This window comes from Flavobacterium frigoris (assembly GCF_900111075.1).
In the GTDB taxonomy this organism is placed as follows: domain Bacteria; phylum Bacteroidota; class Bacteroidia; order Flavobacteriales; family Flavobacteriaceae; genus Flavobacterium; species Flavobacterium frigoris.
Window position 1 is genome coordinate 88,283 of the sequence record NZ_FOFZ01000007.1, and the last position, 17,638, is coordinate 105,920.

At 34.0% G+C, this 17,638-nt stretch carries 16 protein-coding genes and 1 other RNA gene; 7 read left to right on the top strand and 10 right to left on the bottom strand.

Translation table 11 applies throughout. From position 1 onward, the window contains the following. Window positions 1-184: 184 nt before the first annotated feature. Both BMW63_RS10845 and xerD read left to right on the top strand, forming a co-directional pair. Complete coding sequence (locus BMW63_RS10845) at window positions 185-796, top strand: porin family protein (protein ID WP_074723492.1); 612 nt, start codon at window positions 185-187, stop codon at window positions 794-796. Window positions 797-873: 77 nt separating this feature from the next. Then, the gene (gene xerD, locus BMW63_RS10850; RefSeq protein WP_074723493.1) at window positions 874-1,770 is read left to right on the top strand and encodes a site-specific tyrosine recombinase XerD; all 897 of its coding nucleotides are present in this window, start codon (window positions 874-876) and stop codon (window positions 1,768-1,770) included. Between the two features lie 57 nt (window positions 1,771-1,827). On the opposite strand, the gene rny is transcribed toward xerD, so the two are convergent. From rny to BMW63_RS10870, 4 genes are all read right to left on the bottom strand, one after another. After that, window positions 1,828-3,390, bottom strand: coding sequence for a ribonuclease Y (gene rny, locus BMW63_RS10855; protein ID WP_074723494.1), 1,563 nt, complete (start codon window positions 3,388-3,390; stop codon window positions 1,828-1,830). Between the two features lie 49 nt (window positions 3,391-3,439). After that, window positions 3,440-3,549, bottom strand: a non-coding RNA gene (gene ssrS / locus BMW63_RS10860) — 6S RNA. A gap of 51 nt (window positions 3,550-3,600) precedes the next feature. Further along, on the bottom strand, window positions 3,601-3,894 hold the full coding sequence (locus BMW63_RS10865) for a cell division protein ZapA (RefSeq protein ID WP_074723495.1): 294 nt from the start codon (window positions 3,892-3,894) through the stop codon (window positions 3,601-3,603). Between the two features lie 8 nt (window positions 3,895-3,902). Then, window positions 3,903-4,193, bottom strand: a complete 291-nt coding sequence (locus BMW63_RS10870; protein ID WP_074723496.1) for a hypothetical protein — start codon at window positions 4,191-4,193, stop codon at window positions 3,903-3,905. A 177-nt stretch (window positions 4,194-4,370) separates the two neighbouring features. Here BMW63_RS10870 and BMW63_RS10875 point away from each other — a divergent pair, with 177 nt between their 5' ends. From BMW63_RS10875 to BMW63_RS10885, 3 genes are all read left to right on the top strand, one after another. Further along, on the top strand, window positions 4,371-6,068 hold the full coding sequence (locus tag BMW63_RS10875) for a M23 family metallopeptidase (RefSeq protein WP_074723497.1): 1,698 nt from the start codon (window positions 4,371-4,373) through the stop codon (window positions 6,066-6,068). A gap of 15 nt (window positions 6,069-6,083) precedes the next feature. Further along, entirely contained in the window at window positions 6,084-8,552 is a 2,469-nt protein-coding gene (locus BMW63_RS10880) for a TonB-dependent receptor (protein ID WP_074723498.1), read from the top strand. 117 nt (window positions 8,553-8,669) lie between these two features. Continuing rightward, complete coding sequence (locus BMW63_RS10885; protein WP_074723499.1) at window positions 8,670-9,392, top strand: hypothetical protein; 723 nt, start codon at window positions 8,670-8,672, stop codon at window positions 9,390-9,392. Between the two features lie 15 nt (window positions 9,393-9,407). Here BMW63_RS10885 and BMW63_RS10890 read toward each other — a convergent pair whose 3' ends face one another. The 6 genes from BMW63_RS10890 to BMW63_RS10915 form a co-directional block, all read right to left on the bottom strand. Continuing rightward, on the bottom strand, window positions 9,408-10,109 hold the full coding sequence (locus tag BMW63_RS10890; protein WP_074723500.1) for a DUF2971 domain-containing protein: 702 nt from the start codon (window positions 10,107-10,109) through the stop codon (window positions 9,408-9,410). A gap of 2 nt (window positions 10,110-10,111) precedes the next feature. Then, window positions 10,112-10,291: a hypothetical protein gene (locus tag BMW63_RS10895; protein ID WP_074723501.1), complete on the bottom strand. Its 180-nt coding sequence runs from the start codon at window positions 10,289-10,291 to the stop codon at window positions 10,112-10,114. 47 nt (window positions 10,292-10,338) lie between these two features. Beyond that, entirely contained in the window at window positions 10,339-12,168 is a 1,830-nt protein-coding gene (locus tag BMW63_RS10900) for an ABC transporter ATP-binding protein (RefSeq protein WP_074723502.1), read from the bottom strand. 3 nt (window positions 12,169-12,171) lie between these two features. Further along, the gene (locus BMW63_RS10905; RefSeq protein ID WP_074723503.1) at window positions 12,172-13,899 is read right to left on the bottom strand and encodes a phospho-sugar mutase; all 1,728 of its coding nucleotides are present in this window, start codon (window positions 13,897-13,899) and stop codon (window positions 12,172-12,174) included. Window positions 13,900-14,018: 119 nt separating this feature from the next. After that, window positions 14,019-14,975 (bottom strand): glycosyltransferase family 2 protein, encoded by a 957-nt coding sequence (locus BMW63_RS10910; RefSeq protein ID WP_074723504.1) that lies wholly within the window; start codon window positions 14,973-14,975, stop codon window positions 14,019-14,021. 9 nt (window positions 14,976-14,984) lie between these two features. Further along, complete coding sequence (locus BMW63_RS10915; protein WP_074723505.1) at window positions 14,985-15,518, bottom strand: DUF4199 domain-containing protein; 534 nt, start codon at window positions 15,516-15,518, stop codon at window positions 14,985-14,987. Window positions 15,519-15,751: 233 nt separating this feature from the next. On the opposite strand from BMW63_RS10915, the gene BMW63_RS10920 reads away from it, so the two are divergent. Beyond that, entirely contained in the window at window positions 15,752-16,003 is a 252-nt protein-coding gene (locus BMW63_RS10920; RefSeq protein WP_074723506.1) for a type B 50S ribosomal protein L31, read from the top strand. Between the two features lie 151 nt (window positions 16,004-16,154). After that, entirely contained in the window at window positions 16,155-17,330 is a 1,176-nt protein-coding gene (locus BMW63_RS10925; RefSeq protein WP_074723507.1) for a GlmU family protein, read from the top strand. Window positions 17,331-17,638: the final 308 nt, after the last annotated feature.

Below are 17,638 nucleotides of genomic sequence, written 5' to 3' on the forward strand. Positions count from 1 at the left end.
TGAATATCACTAAATATAGTGAGAATACCTTTCGTAAGTTTCTAATTTTAAGGTTATTATAGTTCGTAATTGTTTTTTATTTTTGTAGTATTTTGGATATTTAACTTATTCTGTTAGTATAAATTTTATTTGTTTTAACAAGAATATTTATATATTTGCATTTCAAAAATTAAATAAAAATAAAATGAAAAAAATTACATTAACAGTTGCGGCTGTACTTGCTTTTGCATTTTCTAATGCACAAACAACTAAATTCGGTATTAAAGGTGGATTAAATGTTTCAAATTTTTCTGGAGATGTAGAAGATAATTCTGCACTAGTTGGTTTTAATGTAGGTGGTTTTGTAGAAATTAAAGTTTCTGACAAATTTGCTGTTCAACCTGAATTATTGTTTTCTACTCAAGGTGCAAAAAATGAATTTACTGAGCCAGGGGGCTATAAAGTTGATTCAAAATTAACTCTAGGATATATAAATGTCCCAGTGATGTTAAAATATTATGCAGCTGAAAAATTTAGTTTAGAAGCTGGTCCACAAATTGGATTTTTAGTTAGTGCGAAGTCAAAAGCGGATATAACTGATGGAGGTACTACAGTTACAGTAAAGGAAGATTCAAAAGATCAATTTAAGTCAATTGATTTTGGGATGAATTTTGGTGCTGGATATGATTTCACAGAAAATTTATCTGCTGGTTTAAGATACAATCTGGGATTGTCTAACATTGCTGATGTAGAAGCTGGAGATGATTTTAAATTGAAAAACAGTGTATTTTCAGTATCTTTAGGATACAAGTTCTAATTCATTTAGATTGTAAATATTTAAAACCTCCCAATTGGGAGGTTTTTTTATGCGTATAAAATGCGTTAATTTGTAGTATGAATTGGAATTCGTATGTCAAAAGTTATCAATCCTATTTAAAGATTGAGCGTGGCTTATCAAAGAATACTATTGAAAATTATTCTTTCGATATCGAACGGTTGTGCTTATTTCTTAGTGAAAATAAAATTGAAGTTTCGCCACTGAAAATCGAAGAAGAGACAATTCAGCAATTTATATATGCAGTATCAAATGAGGTTAATCCACGTTCGCAGGCACGAATAATATCAGGGCTAAAAAGTTTTTTTGGGTATTTGATTTTTGAAGATTATCGACTCGATAACCCTTTACAACTAATTGAATCACCCATAACAGGTAGGAAGTTGCCAGATACATTATCAGTTGATGAAATTGATGCGTTGATCAAGGCGATTGATTTGAGTTCAAATGAAGGAGAGCGCAATCGTGCTATGCTAGAAACCCTCTATGGCTGCGGTCTTCGCGTTTCAGAATTAGTATCTTTAAAAATCTCTGATTTATTCTTTGAAGAGGGTTTTGTTAAAGTCACTGGAAAAGGAAATAAGCAACGTTTTGTGCCTATTGGTACATTGGCTCAAAAATACATTCATATCTATAAAGACACCATCAGAATCCGTCTGAATGTAAAGAAAGAGCATGGTGATATTTTATTTTTGAATAGAAGAGGAAGCCAACTCACAAGAGCGATGATTTTTACCATTATCAAAGATTTGGCGGTTAAAATAGACTTACATAAAAAAATAAGTCCACATACCTTTCGTCATTCTTTTGCGACACATCTTCTTGAAAATGGTGCCGACTTGCGTTCCATTCAGTTGATGCTTGGACATGAATCAATTACTACAACAGAGATTTATTTGCATCTGGACAGGAAATTTTTAACGGAAGTGATTAATAACTTTCACCCCAGAAAATAAAAAATTCCAAAAACCATTTGACTGGAATTTAGAATTTTGATATTGGAAATTAAAGTTTTACTTAGCAATATTTACTGCTCTTGTTTCTCTAATTACTGTTACTTTAACCTGACCTGGATAAGTCATTTCAGTTTGAATTTTTTGTGAAATTTCAAAAGAAAGGGTAGCTGCGTTATCATCAGATACTTTTTCGCTTTCTACAATAACTCGTAGTTCTCTACCAGCTTGAATCGCATAAGCATTTTTAACACCAGTGAAGCCGTAAGCTACTTCTTCTAAGTCTTTCAAACGTTGAATATAAGAATCTAATACTTGTCTTCTTGCACCCGGTCTTGCACCTGAAATGGCATCACAAACTTGGATAATTGGAGACAATAAAGATTTCATTTCTATTTCATCGTGGTGCGCTCCGATAGCATTACATACTTCTTCTTTTTCACCATATTTTTCAGCCCATTGCATTCCTAATAAAGCGTGAGGTAAATCGCTTTCTGCATCTGGCACTTTACCGATATCATGTAATAAACCAGCTCTTTTAGCTAATTTTACATTCAGACCCAATTCAGCTGCCATGATTCCACAAAGTTTAGAAACTTCACGGGAGTGTTGTAATAAATTTTGTCCGTAAGAAGAACGGTATTTCATACGTCCCACTACTTTTATTAATTCAGGGTGTAATCCATGAATTCCTAAATCGATAACGGTGCGTTTTCCAACTTCGATAATTTCATCGTCAATTTGTTTCGCTGTTTTAGCAACAACTTCTTCAATACGAGCAGGGTGAATCCGTCCGTCCGTTACTAGCTTGTGTAAAGCTAAACGTGCAATTTCTCTACGTACAGGGTCAAAACAAGATAGGATAATAGCTTCTGGTGTGTCATCTACAATGATTTCCACGCCTGTTGCTGCTTCCAGTGCTCTAATGTTACGCCCTTCACGGCCAATAATTCTACCTTTAACATCGTCAGATTCTATGTTAAAAACAGATACACAGTTTTCTACTGCTTCCTCTGTTCCTACTCTTTGGATGGTATTAATGATAATTTTCTTAGCTTCTTGTTGTGCCGTTAACTTAGCCTCTTCAATTGTGTCTTGAATATGAGACATTGCTTTAGTCTTAGCTTCAGCTTTTAAACCTTCTACTAACTGATTTTTAGCATCCTCAGCAGATAATCCTGAAATTACTTCAAGTTGTTGTAATTGGCTTTTATGTAGTTTATCAACTTCTACTTGTCTTTTGTCTAAAACTTCAATTTTAGCAGTGAATTCCGTTGTTTTTGCTTCAAAATCGTCGTTGACTTTCTTAACCTTAGATAATTCGTTAGAAACTTGGGATTCTTTGTCTCTAATTCTTTTTTCAACTTCAGCTACTTTCTTGTCTCTAGTCAGAATTACTTGTTCGTGTTCTGATTTAAGTTCAATGAACTTTTCTTTTGCCTGAAGGATTTTATCTTTCTTTATGTTCTCAGCTTCAAGATTGGCATCTTTTAAAATAGATGAAGCTTCTTTTTTTGCGCTTTTAATAAGATTAGAAATATTGCTTTTTTCTATAATTTTAGCGATTCCAAAACCCGCTGCAATACCTATAATTCCTGAAATAACGATCGTTAATATGTCCATGTTTGTTAAAATTTATATATAAAAAAAGCCTACATTAGGTTGATTGAATAAACTCGAAAATGACAAGTTTTGAGCTAACTCACTGTTCAAGTTTCCTCGCCTAGGCGTGGCATGCTTTAGTAGTGATGATTTGCTCATTCTAAATTATTAGTGTTGAGTTTACCAAATGTGAACTAATGTAGGCAGTATCTTAGTTTCTGTAAAGAACGTTTAATTGTCGAGATATTGATCTAAAAGCGCATTCAATTTTTTAATTCTTTCAATAGTTTCCTCTCCATTGATAGTATTATCTATTTGTTTTTGTTCTACTTGAGAAGCAAATTGCAAAGCGCACATGGCTAAGACATCTTGCTTGTCTCGTACAGCATAATTTTCTTCAAACTGCTTCATCATCACATCAATTTTTTTAGAAGCACTTCTAAGTCCTTCTTCTTGAAAAAGTTCTACCGTTAATGGATAGACTCTGTCTGCAATTGATATTTTAATTTTAAGCTTTTCGTCCATATTTTTTACTAATCAGATAGCTGTGCTATACAGTAATCAATTTCCCGAATTAATGAATTTATTTTAAGCTTTGTATCTCTTTTATTATCGTCACTGCCTAATAATGAATTGGCAATCTTAAGTGTTTCATATTGCGATTTTAGCGCTTCAATCTCATTTGACTGAGTTTGTATGATGGTTGCAGATTTTGTTAATTCGATTTTTAACTCTTGAGTGTTTTGATCTAAACGGTTTATTTTTAGAATTAGTTTTTCAACTTTGTTTTCAAGAGTATCAATTATTTCTGCAATTACACTCATTATTTATCCTATTCATTACTTAATATTACAAATTTAGTATTACTTTTTATTATTACAATATATTATTCGTTTTTTTATTATAAAATAATCAAATTGTTGTAATGTAAATGGTTACAAAATGTATTATTTTATAAAGGAGAACAAATTACTTTTTTTATCTTAGCAAAAATGTATACCATGAGATTTTTATTTTTTTTTCTATTGTTTTCGGGGGCTGTTGTAGCACAAACGGAATATCCAAAGGACTATTTTAGTGCTCCTCTCGACATTCCTATGCAACTTTCAGGTAATTTTGGAGAATTACGTCCCAATCATTTTCATGCGGGTTTTGATTTTAGGACGTTGCAGCGTGAAGGCTTGAACGTACATGCTGTTGCAGATGGGTATGTATCGAGAATAAAGATTTCGACCTTCGGGAATGGTAGGGCGATTTATATAACGCACCCCAATGGGTTTACTTCTGTCTATTGTCATTTGCAAAAAGGAACTGATGCCATAGAAAGTTATATTAAGAAGACACATTATAAAGAAAAAGCATTTGAAATAGAAATGTTTTTGAAGCCGAATGAGTTGGTCGTCAAAAAAGGCCAAACCATTGCGTTATCTGGAAACACGGGATCTTCAGAAGGCCCGCATTTGCATTTTGAATTTCGCGACAGCAAAACAGAGAAAATCATCAACCCCATGTTGTTTGGTTTTGATAAAGATATCAAAGACACTAAAAAACCATCGGTTTCAGCAGTATATGTTTATCCAGTTGACGGTAAAACTTCGGTAAACCAATCGAAACGTCCGTTATTATTGAACTTGTCCTTGCAAAAGGATGGTAGTTATCTTGCGAATAAGGTGGTCGCTAATGGTAAAATAGGTTTTGGGATCACAGCTGCGGATTATGATAATGCATCAGGGAACAGGAATGGAATTTATAAATTGCAGTCCTTCTTGAATGGAAAGCCTAGTTTTGGTTATCAATTAGACACCTATTCATTTGATGATATGCGTTATGTAAATGCCTTAATTGATTATCGAAGATATAAAACAACTTCACAAAGGGTACAGAAACTATTTATGGTGAATCCTTATAAATTAAGTTTTATAGAAACAGATGATGCAAATGGTGTTGTTACAGTACGCCCTAACTTAACGTCTGTTTATCGAATTGAAGTTTCGGATTTTATGGGGAATACAACGACAATTTCTATTCCTATTAGTTATGATTTATCGTCAACCATTGTAGAAAAGGAGACTGTGGTTTCTAATTATTTTGTGAAGGTAAATAAGGACAACAATTTTGCTAAAAATAATATGTCAGTTTTCTTTCCTGCCGGAACTTTTTATGAAGATTTTGATATGAATTTTGATGTTAAAGACGACATTCTGTATCTTCATGATGAGACAATTCCTGTACACTCTAATTTTACAATTACGATAGAGGATAATAAATATACAGATAGTCAAAAGGAAAAAGTATTCCTTGCAGATATTAGTAAAAGTGGGAGAGTAGGCTATAATAGTACGTCTAGAAAGGATAACGTATTTACGGCTAGAGTACGATCCTTAGGTAAATATACCTTGGCAATGGACACTACTGCGCCATCAATTACTATTGGTAGATCTATTGAAGGTAAATGGTTGAGCACGCAAAAAACAATTCAACTTTCAATACATGATGGTGGTTCAGGAATAAAGAGCTATAATGGGTATTTAAATGGGAATTGGATTTTATTCGAATATGATAATAAAACAAGAAAAATTACACATGATTTTAGTGACGGAGTTGTGGCGGAAGGCGCAAATGATTTAAAAGTCGTTGTCACGGATAATGTAGGAAATTCTACTATCTTTGAAACTCAGTTTTTTAGAAGTCAAAAATAATAATATACGGACATCTTGAGTATCACTAAATTTTTTTTTGTTTTTATCACTTTGTGGGTTAGTTTGCCTTCGTTTGCGCAATCCGCGCGGGTAAAGGGAGTTATTCTCGATAAAAATAATAAGCCAGTAGAGAATGTAAATGTTACGGTGGCGGGAAGTAGAACAGAATCTAATGAAAACGGGTTTTATCTTATCAGAATTCCTGTAAATCAAAAGGTAGCAGTTGTTTTTACTCATGTTTCTTTAAAAAAAGCAACCGTCTATCTTACATTAAAAATAGACGAAGACTATGAGTTCAACTTGGTTATGAATGACCGGGAAGAGCAAATGGGCGAAATTATCGTCACTACGAACAACAAGAAGCAAGTTCATGGAATTACTACTATTGAACCTGAGGTTATTCGGAAAATTCCCGGAGCCAATGCCGGTATAGAAAATATTTTAAAAACACTTCCAGGAGTTAATTCGAATAACGAACTGAGTACGCAATATGCCGTACGAGGTGGGAATTACGATGAGAATTTAGTTTATGTAAATGATATTGAAATTTATCGCCCTTTTCTAATCCGTTCTGGACAACAGGAAGGGCTGAGTTTTACCAATACTGATTTAGTTCAAAACGTAGAATTTTCGGCGGGTGGTTTTCAAGCGAAATTTGGAGATAAATTGTCTTCGGTATTAGATATTACGTATCGGAAACCTACACGATTTGGAGCTACAGTTGAAGCGAGTTTTCTTGGCGGAAGCCTTTCAGTAGATGCTATTTCGAAGAATAATAAATGGACGGCGATCACCGGAGTTCGCTATAGAAACAATAGTCTTTTAGTAAATAGTCAAGATACGCAAACTAATTTTACTCCTGCATTTGTCGATGTTCAAACAAACATAAATTATCAGGCTTCGCCAAAATGGCAATGGAGTTTTCTGGGGAATATTTCGCAAAATAAATACCAATACCAGCCATTAACACGCCAAACTAAATTTGGAACCATAGATAATCCAATGGCGCTAACTGTGTATTATGAAGGACAAGAAAAGGATAAGTACGACACTTATTTCGGCGCCGTTAAAACAACATTCAAAGCATCAGATACTTTTACATTAAAATTTATAGGTTCTGTTTTTCATACTTTAGAACAAGAACATTTTGATATTTTTGCCCAATATCGTTTAGGCGAAGTGGATTCTAATATTGGATCAGAGACCTATGGAGACGTTGCTTTTACCCGTGGCATTGGCACGCAACTTAATCATGCTCGTAATGATTTGGATGCATTGATCGTAAATACCGAAATAAAAGGATTCCATGATTGGAGAAAAAATCTATTGGAATGGGGAGTTAAATATACCCGGGAATCGATTCGAGATAGAGTAGTGGAATGGGAAGTAATTGATTCAGCCGGTTTTTCCATAAACCCTCCGATTATTGATTTGCCTAAAAATGACCAACCTTATTCATCTTATGCTGGGCCATTGGTTCCTTATCAGAATGTACGAGCTACTAATTTCAATACAATCAGTAGATTTTCTGGTTACGGGCAATGGAGTAGAAAAGACAAGATAGGCAACAGTGAAGTTTGGTACAATGCTGGAGTGCGAATCCATAATTGGGAAGTTGCAGGCGAGAATGTTATCAGTTCTTCCCAAACTACCGTTAGCCCTAGAGCGCAGTTTGCCATAAAACCGGATTGGGAGAAGGATATGGTTTTTAGGCTTGCAGGAGGCGTGTATCATCAACCGCCATTCTACAGAGAACTCAGGGATGCTGACGGAGTCGTTCGGCCTAATGTGAAAGCACAACAATCCATTCATTTTGTTTTAAGCAATGACTATAGTTTTAAAATGTGGGATCGTCCTTTTAAACTCGTTTCGGAGTTGTACTACAAGTCGCTTACAGATGTGAATACTTATACAATTGATAACGTTAGGATCCGTTATGCCGCTTCTAATGTAGCCAAAGGATATGCGCAAGGATTGGATTTTAGGTTGAACGGAGAATTTGTTCCTGGAACAGAATCTTGGTTTAGCTTTGGTTATCTTAAAACAGAAGAAAATAGCGAAAACAAAGGCTATATCGACAGACCTACAGATCAGAGATTGAAATTCGGACTTTTATTCCAGGATTTTATGCCTAATATTCCAAGCGTTAAAATATATCTGAATTTGGTTTACAATACAGGATTGCCTGGAGGTTCCCCTTCGTATGCTGATCCGTATTTGTACCAAAATAGATTAAATGATTATCGTAGGGTAGATGTAGGTTTTTCAAAAGTGCTGCTTGATAATACTATAGGGAAATCAAAAACAAATTGGCTGGGGAATTTCAAAGAGCTTGCGATAGGATTAGAAATTTTTAATCTGTTTAACAATCAAAATGCAATTACGAATACATGGGTAAGGGATGTTTATTCTAAAAGCGAATATGCAATTCCAAATTATATGACCACACGTGTTTTTAATGTTAAGTTGAGTGCTAGATTATAGAGTAAGACTAGCTGTCACTTTTGGTTAAGTGCTCGTTTTATCATATAATTTAGTTATAAATATCAGAACCATTTTTAAAATTCATTACATTTGGATTTATTTTAATAGTACATCATCATGAAAAAATTACATATAGCCTTATTAAGTATTACCGTTTTGCTTTTAGCCAGTTGTAAGCAAGAAGTGGAAAAGCCAAAAGTTATTTATGATGCTACTAATAAAGGAAAAGGAATCTCTAAAGTGGATTCTACTCAAGTGGCCATTTCTGATTTGCCTATTCAGATGGAAGGAACAGACTATTTAATTCATCCAGTAGGAGATTTGAGAGTGTATGAAAGAGGTACAAAAGCAAGATATGGCTCTTCGAGTGTAATTGATTTGAGTTTTACGATTTCTAACTATGGAGAAAATGAGATTACGGGCTATTTGCAAAATTTAAAGTTTCAAAAAACCGATTCAGATTCAATACGTCCTTTAACAGATAAACCTGCTTTGATTCAAACTGCGACCTATTTAAAGTCTGTTGCTGATAGAGCTAAAAGACAAATTATGGTGTACACCATGTTTGATACGGATACGAATAGGGACGGGAAATTAGATAGCAGTGATATTAAATGCTTGTACTTAAGTGATATTAGCGGCAAGCGATTTACAAAAGTTTCTGAGGATTTTCAGGAATTGATAGATTGGAATTTAATCGATTCTAAAAGCCGATTGTATTTTAGAACGGTTGAAGACACAAATAAAAATGGACAGTTTGATAAAAATGATGTGGTGCATTATAATTATATTGACCTGTCCTATAATTCATGGAAAGTAATCAATTACGAGCCCATTTAGAATAAAAGCGTAACGCTAAATCAAAATATCACTCTCCAAATCTGATTTTTCAATGGTAAAATCAAAGCCAAGTTGCTTAACTAATTGGATGACTAGATTTTTATACCAGTTTTCTGATTTTGGGTGAATGTAGATTTTATCAATCAGTTGACTCAGGTCGACATTGATTTTTAATCCATCATTTAATGTAATGTTGCTTTCGGCTACGTCTGATATAATACGGACTTCTCGCTCGTACTGAAAGCTTTTTCTTTTGAACAAAAAAGGGAAAAACATATCGTCAAAAGGGATGTATTCCTTTTTGTAATCGATATAATTCACTTCGCCAATATACTGTTTGAAATTATTTTCGGGAGCAAGGGCCTTTTGCAACCGACCAATGGTAGATTGTATGGCAATTCCCTCCGTGTTTTGCGTGAATATTTGCCACATAGCAAAGGATTCATATTCATTGATGTGCCAGCTACTGACGGCTACTTTTTCACGATGTATTTTGTAAAACTTTAAAAAATCAGGATTGTCAATCGATAATTTTCTGATTTCTTCAAAAGTAGGTTCGCTAAATGTACCTTCATATTGATCCTCAAATTTATCAGAGCGCGACATGAAAAGTTTTTTGGACATTAATAAATCCAAAAACTTAGACAGATCCAAATACTTCCAGACAATAGTGTCAGGATCTTCTGGAAGTTTTATATTTTGGTTGTTGAGATACATTTTTAAATAGATTTTGGAAATCGCATGGAATATTGACCAACAAAAAAAGCAATTAGAATCCAAATTATAATAAATTTAGAAATATGCTCTTGTACAATATACTCTCCGAAAATATAATTGAAAGCAAATATTGAGCAAACAGAAACTATTAAAAACAGCATTCCAAAATATTCTCTTTTCATGTTATTTATTTTAAAAGTCTAAATTAAAACTAGTTATGGTTGAGTTATTATTCAAATGACTGCAAATTAACTAATTTATTATACATTCCATTTAATGCAATTAATTCGTCATGGTTCCCTTGTTCTACTATTTTTCCTTTTTGCATCACTATAATAGTATCTGCTTTTTGAATGGTCGAAAGTCGGTGCGCAATCACAATAGAGGTTCTGTTTTGCATCATATTTTCCAAGGCCACTTGTACAAACTTTTCGCTCTCGGTATCCAAGGCCGATGTAGCTTCGTCCAAAATCATAATTGGAGGGTTTTTCAAAACGGCACGGGCGATAGAAAGTCTTTGTTTTTGACCACCAGAAAGTTTGTTACCACTGTCTCCAATGTTAGTGTGAATCCCTTTTGGTAACTCACTAACGAATTCATAGGCATTAGCAATTTTCAAGGCCTCGATGATTTCGTCATCTGTAGCATCCGGTTTCCCTAATGAAATGTTCGCTGTAATTGTATCATTAAATAAGATGCTATCTTGCGTAACCAGTCCCATTAATCCACGAAGCGATTGTAAGTTCATGTCTTGTATGTTTAGGCCGTCGATACTGATCGTACCTTCGTTGACATCATAAAAACGGGTCAATAGATTAGCAATGGTGCTTTTCCCGCTGCCTGATTGTCCTACAAGTGCTATGGTTTGTCCTTTTTTAACTTGAAGCGAAAAATCTTTTAAGACATTCTCGTCTTCATATTTAAAGTTGATATTTTTGATGGTAATATCCGATTCAAACGTGTTTTTTACAACAGCATTTTCTTTGGATGTAATTTCGTTTTCCACTTCTAGAACTTCAAAAACACGATCTGCAGCTGCTAATCCGTTTTTTACGGAATAAGATGCTTTAGAAATCGCTTTTGCCGGAGTAAGAATGTTAAATGCTAACGTCAAATAGACAATAAAAGCAGATCCGTCTAAGGTTTTTTCGATAAGAACTAAATTACCACCATAAAAAAGCAAAACGGCTATTGTAGTTACTCCCAGAAACTCACTTAATGGCGTGGCTAAATTATTCCTACTTCCTATACTATTCGTTAAGTTTAATAAGCGCGTTACTGAATCATGGAACCTAGTTTTAAAATTAGGCTCGGCATTGTAACTTTTAATCACTTTCAATCCTCCTAAAGTTTCATCGACAATAGAGATTAAGAGTCCACTTTCTTTTTGAGCTTGCAGTGATTGAGCTCTTAGATTTTTGGCTAACTTAGAAATAATCCATCCCGAAATAGGCATGAAAATCAAGACAAATAAAGTTAGTTTTGTACTGATGATAAACATCGTTGCTAATGCAAAAATAATAGTCAGCGGTTCTTTTACAACTAGTTCTAAGATTGAAAAGAACGAATTTTGAACTTCGTTGACATCGCCAAGCATTCGAGCCATAATATCTCCTTTTCTCTTTTCAGAATAGTAAGAGATAGGTAATTCGATGATTTTATTATACATTGACTTTCTTAAATCTCTTAAAACACCATTCTTAAGGTGCATAATATGATGTGATGCCAAATAGTTGAATAAGTTTTTAAGTAAAAATGTAGTAATTACCATTAAAACAACAAATAACAAGGCAACTTGAATGCTATTATCTTTTGTTAATGATGAAATTTGAAAATACATATAATCAGTACCAAACTGTTTTATATTTCCTATTCCACTATAAACTGGTTTAGTGAGTACCGCTCTTGTTTTTCCAAATAGTACTTCAAGTACTGGGAGAAGTGTAAGCATAGAAATAGTACTAAACAATGCGTATAAAACATTGTATACCACATTCCAGATGATATGCGACTTATACGGTTTAGTATAAGGAAGTAATTTTAATAAACTTTTATCCATTAGTTAATTTAATTGCATTGCAGTAATAATAGTTGCAATTTTTTGGTTTAAAACAGCTTCTACTTCTTGGAAGTCCGCTACGTCATCTAATATCGTGTTTACACTAATGTAGAATTTTATTTTTGGCTCTGTCCCACTTGGTCTGGCGCAAATTTTAGATCCGTCTTCGGTGTAATAAATCAATACGTTCGATTTAGGAATGCTCATTTCTATTTCTGAACCGTCTAATAGGTTCTTAGCCATTGAAGATTGATAGTCTTCCACTATTATCACCCTTTGTCCATTGATTTCTTTTAATGGGTTTTCACGCAAATCAATCATCATCTGGTTTATTTCTTGCAATCCTTCCATTCCTTTTTTAGTAATCGAAACTAAAAATTCTTTGTAAAATCCGTGATCTACATACAATTGTTGTAATTCTTTGTAAACAGTGCTTCCTTTAGCTTTGGCTTGTGCCGCTAGTTCGCAAATTAATAGTGTAGCGGCAACGGCATCTTTATCACGTACGGCATCACCTACCATATATCCAAAGCTTTCTTCGCCACCACCAATAAACTCTTTTTCAGGAAAGTCTTTGATCATTTTGGCAATCCACTTAAATCCCGTCAAACCAATTTTACATTCTACATCGTGGCTTGTAGCTAATTCCATCATCATCGGAGTAGAAACAATCGTCGAACCTACAAATTGATTACCATTAATTTTTCCTGCATTTTTCCATTTTTCTAATAAAAAAGCGGTCATCAAAATCATGGTTTGATTTCCGTTTAACAAAGTCATTTGCCCTTCGTTATTTCGAACAGCAACACCTAAACGGTCGCAATCAGGATCAGTCCCAATAACGATATCGGCATTTGTTTTTTCAGCTAAAGCTAACGCCATTGTCAAGGCTTCGGGCTCTTCTGGATTTGGAGATTTTACTGTAGGGAAATCACCGTTTGGAACCGCTTGTTCAGGAACAATATGTACGTTTGTGTATCCGGCTTTAGATAAAGTATCAGGAACTAAAGTTATAGAAGTCCCGTGTAGTGAAGTAAAAACGACATTTAAGTTTTCTTTTGCTTCAGCGGGAGTATTAAAACTCGCGTTTTCAATAGATGACTTTATGAAAGCGGCATCCACTTCTGCACCTATATAGTGAATTAAATCTTCATTAGCTTCAAACTTAATTTGATTGAAGTTCAGCTTTTCGATAGTATTTATTATTGCTTCGTCTTCTGGAGGAACAATTTGTCCGCCATCTTCCCAATAAACTTTGTATCCGTTATATTCAGGAGGATTGTGTGATGCTGTAAGTACAATTCCACATTGGCATCCTAAATGCTTAACAGCAAATGATAATTCTGGTGTAGGTCTTAATTCTGAAAATAAAAATACCTCTATCCCGTTTGCAGAGAAAACATCGGCAACCACTTTTGCTAAAGTGTCGCTATTGTGGCGACAATCATAAGCGATGGCAGCTTTTAAAGGTTGGTTAGGAAACGCTTTATGCAAATAATCAGAAAGTCCTTGCGTGCTTTTTCCAAGGGTGTATTTATTAATTCTGTTGTTTCCTACGCCCATTACGCCGCGCATGCCACCCGTTCCAAATTCTAGGTCTTTGTAGAAACTTTCTTCAAGTTCTTTAGGGGAACCAGCTATTAATTCTTTGACAGCTTGCTGTGTTGCAGCATCAAATGTTGGGGTTAACCATTCATTTACTGCATTCAAAATGTTTTGCTTAATTTCCATTTTTATATGTTTTTAAGTTTTTAGTTCAATTTTAGGAGCTAATCCTGCTATTCGTTACAATCTTTTATGCTGAACCCCAGCATAAAAGGATTTTCACTACTATCAGGGCTAGGGGCAAATTATAAATTAACCTCGCTCGAAATTTTATAACGTTCTTCGTTGCTTTTAGTACGTAAAATAATTTCGCCAAGAAATCCCGCCAAAAACAATTGAGTACCCAATATCATCGTCGTTAAGGCAATAAAAAACCAAGGATTGTCCGTTACTAAGCTATAGCGCACATTAGTATACATATGGTATAGTTTTGAAACTCCAATGTATCCTGCCAGTAAAAACCCGATAATGAACATTAGCGAACCCATGGCTCCAAATAAATGCATTGGTCTTTTTCCAAATCGCGACAGAAACCAAATGGTAATTAAATCCAGAAATCCATTGATGAAACGCTCCATTCCAAATTTAGTTTCCCCGTATTTGCGAGCTTGGTGTTGCACCACTTTTTCGCCAATTTTTCCAAAACCAGCATTTTTTGCCAAAACCGGAATGTATCGGTGCATTTCACCCGAAACTTCAATGTTCTTTACCACTACATTTTTGTATGCTTTTAGTCCACAGTTGAAATCATTCAGTTCTACACCAGAGGTTTTTCTAGCGGCCCAGTTGAATAATTTTGAAGGTAGGTTTTTAGCCACCACTGAGTCGTAGCGCTTCTTTTTCCATCCAGAAACTAAATCAAAATTTTGGGAAGTAATCATATTGTATAAGCCTGGAATTTCTTCAGGACTATCTTGTAAATCGGCATCCATTGTAATGATAACATCGCCTTTAGCTTTAGCAAAACCAGCATGTAGAGCTTGAGATTTACCAAAGTTTTTCATGAAACGAATTCCCTTTACATTTGGGTTTTCAGTCGCAAATTTTTCGATAATCGACCAAGAATTGTCCGTGCTACCATCATCTAAAAAGATGATTTCATAGGAGTAATTGTTCGATTGCATCACTTTAATAATCCAAGTATAAAGCTCTTTAAGTGATTCTTCTTCGTTAAGAAGGGGTATAAGTATGGATAAATTCATTGATTTGTGTTATTCTCTTGATGAAGGTTTGCTTTTAAAAAATGCAGCCAGAATTAGTCCTAATATACCACAGAAAAATAAGGTAAAAACAGACCCTTTTAATTGTTCTACTACTGAAAATGGATCTGTTTCCTTTAATTTTCCGATCATTTCATTTAAAGTTGTCGGAGGAACTCCAAATTTTTCGGAAGTGCTAATTAGGTATTTTACCGTAAGATCCAGAAGGGAGTCTTTTATAGAGGGATCGATGAAATTGAATAAAATAATTTTAAATGCAACAGATATTAATATTCCAATAAGAGCACATATAAAATAGGTAGTAAATGCATCTTTAAAAACAAAAACACCGTTTAATTCTTTTTTAGTTTTGGACAATAATATAATTGGGATGATTATGTAAACTGAAAAAGTTAAAAGATTTGTCCACCAAGCAATGAATAGAGAGATGTCTATGGCGTAGATGACTGCCGTTATTAACGACAATATGACTCCGGTTACGACTCCATAGCTAAGTCCATTTCTTTTTATAATTTCATTTATCATTACAACTGTTTTAAGATTAATGCACAAATATAGCAATTCCCAATATATTGGGCTACAAAAAACAGTTTTTACGATTTAATAAAAAAAAAGAAAACAAAGATTTGTTTATTCAAAAATAATTGTAAATTTGCACACTCAAAATAATAGTGTAAAACAAAAAGTTATAATGAGTTTACACCTTTTCTGTCGAAAGAAAAGCTTCAAAACAAATTGTAACCAAACAAATAAAAAAGATGAAAAAAGGTACGCACCCAGAAAATTACAGATTAGTTGCATTTAAAGACATGTCAAATGAAGACGTTTTTATCACTAAATCTGCTGCGGATACAAGAGAAACAATTACAGTTGATGGTGTTGAATACCCAGTTGTGAAATTAGAGATCTCTAGAACGTCTCACCCTTTTTACACAGGAAAAAACAAACTTATCGATACTGCAGGACGTATTGACAAGTTCAAAACTAAATACGCTAAACACGTTAAATAATTTTAACTTGTTTTTAAATACACTAAAGCCTTCCTTATCGGGAGGCTTTTTTATTTTTATCTATTTGAAAACTTTGTAACTTTGACCTTTATTTAAAAACAAATTAATGTATGGCCAAGTCAATACTTGACCTTTCACAAATAAACATTTTATGAATTACATACTTTTTGACGGACCCGCTCGAAATGCCTTATTGCCTTTTACATTTACACGTCCTGTAGCTGATATTCTTATTGGGATTATGACGATTCGTCAAAAATGGGAGATGCATTTGGGTTCTACCACCACAACATTAACGGAGGAATATTTATCAGATAAATACCCGATGGTGGAGTTAGAAGAGAATGTAATGATTAATGCTTCGTTTCTTCCTAATGCTGTTCTAGTTGAAATGATCAGTAATCTTGAGGCCAATCAGGTTATTTTTAGAGGAGAAGATGTTGTTGCGTTTTATACGGATGAAAATCAGGAAGAAGTGAATTTTGGTTCCTACGAGATTATTGAATATAATGACGACTGCTTAACAGTGATGCATACTTGGGATATTTTTTCGAAAAATGATGCTGCTATTCGTGAAGATTTTGAGTTTTTGACAGTAGATCGAAAATCAAAACCAATTCCGAAAAGTGTCAATGTGCTTGGACATGAAAATATATTCATCGAAGAAGGAGCTAAGTTAGAGTTTGTGACTTTAAACGCTACTTCAGGTCCTATTTATATAGGGAAGGATACTGAAATTATGGAAGGTTCTGTAATTCGTGGGCCGTTTGCATTGTGTGAAGGCGCTGTGGTTAAAATGGCGGCTAAAATATATGGTGCTACGACTGTAGGACCTCATTCTAGAATTGGAGGAGAAGTAAACAACTCTGTTATTTCTGCTTATTCTAATAAAGGACATGATGGATTTTTAGGGAATTCAGTACTTGGGGAATGGTGTAACATTGGCGCAGACAGTAATAATTCGAACCTAAAAAATAACTACGAAGAAGTGAAATTATGGAGTTACGAAACAGAAGGTTTTGCTAAAACTGGACTGCAGTTTTGTGGATTGATGATGGGGGATCACAGCAAGTGTGGAATTAATACCATGTTTAATACAGGAACAGTCGTTGGAGTTAGTACAAATATTTTTGGAAGTGGCTTTCCACGTAATTTTGTACCAAGTTTTTCTTGGGGTGGTGCTTCGGGTTTTTCTACATACATCACTAAAAAAGCTTTTGAAACGGCAAGAATCGTTATGAGTCGCAGGAATGTAGATTTTGATGAGAAAGAAGCTGCAATCTTAGAACATGTTTTTGAGGAAAGTAAAAAATGGAGAAAAGAGTAATTGCTTTGATAGATTAAAAAATAGTATAAATGCTTCATTATATAGTAATGAAGCATTTTTTTGTTGTGGTCGTGGTTGGTTTTTGATAATTGTTTTAATATTGTGGGTAATTACTGTTAAAAAACAGATTTTTGTATAAAAACGGCTCTTTTTATTAGTGCTTGATTTTTAGTTAAATAATCAGTTTTTGTTATTTTATATAGCTGTTCGTTAGTTTTTTTTATTGATATGTTATAGTTTTATAAAAAAAAAGTTGCAAAACGTTTGTTTTGCTCTTTTTTTGATAATTATTAATGTAAAATATATTT

Bases quoted from the DNA above. Each gene is read 5' to 3' on its own strand.
- BMW63_RS10845 (WP_074723492.1), top strand. From the start codon at position 185: ATGAAAAAAATTACATTAACAGTTGCGGCTGTACTTGCTTTTGCATTT.
- xerD (WP_074723493.1), top strand. From the start codon at position 874: ATGAATTGGAATTCGTATGTCAAAAGTTATCAATCCTATTTAAAGATT.
- rny (WP_074723494.1), bottom strand. From the start codon at position 3,390: ATGGACATATTAACGATCGTTATTTCAGGAATTATAGGTATTGCAGCG.
- BMW63_RS10865 (WP_074723495.1), bottom strand. From the start codon at position 3,894: ATGGACGAAAAGCTTAAAATTAAAATATCAATTGCAGACAGAGTCTAT.
- BMW63_RS10870 (WP_074723496.1), bottom strand. From the start codon at position 4,193: ATGAGTGTAATTGCAGAAATAATTGATACTCTTGAAAACAAAGTTGAA.
- BMW63_RS10875 (WP_074723497.1), top strand. From the start codon at position 4,371: ATGAGATTTTTATTTTTTTTTCTATTGTTTTCGGGGGCTGTTGTAGCA.
- BMW63_RS10885 (WP_074723499.1), top strand. From the start codon at position 8,670: ATGAAAAAATTACATATAGCCTTATTAAGTATTACCGTTTTGCTTTTA.
- BMW63_RS10890 (WP_074723500.1), bottom strand. From the start codon at position 10,109: ATGTATCTCAACAACCAAAATATAAAACTTCCAGAAGATCCTGACACT.
- BMW63_RS10895 (WP_074723501.1), bottom strand. From the start codon at position 10,291: ATGAAAAGAGAATATTTTGGAATGCTGTTTTTAATAGTTTCTGTTTGC.
- BMW63_RS10900 (WP_074723502.1), bottom strand. From the start codon at position 12,168: ATGGATAAAAGTTTATTAAAATTACTTCCTTATACTAAACCGTATAAG.
- BMW63_RS10905 (WP_074723503.1), bottom strand. From the start codon at position 13,899: ATGGAAATTAAGCAAAACATTTTGAATGCAGTAAATGAATGGTTAACC.
- BMW63_RS10910 (WP_074723504.1), bottom strand. From the start codon at position 14,975: ATGAATTTATCCATACTTATACCCCTTCTTAACGAAGAAGAATCACTT.
- BMW63_RS10915 (WP_074723505.1), bottom strand. From the start codon at position 15,518: ATGATAAATGAAATTATAAAAAGAAATGGACTTAGCTATGGAGTCGTA.
- BMW63_RS10920 (WP_074723506.1), top strand. From the start codon at position 15,752: ATGAAAAAAGGTACGCACCCAGAAAATTACAGATTAGTTGCATTTAAA.
- BMW63_RS10925 (WP_074723507.1), top strand. From the start codon at position 16,155: ATGAATTACATACTTTTTGACGGACCCGCTCGAAATGCCTTATTGCCT.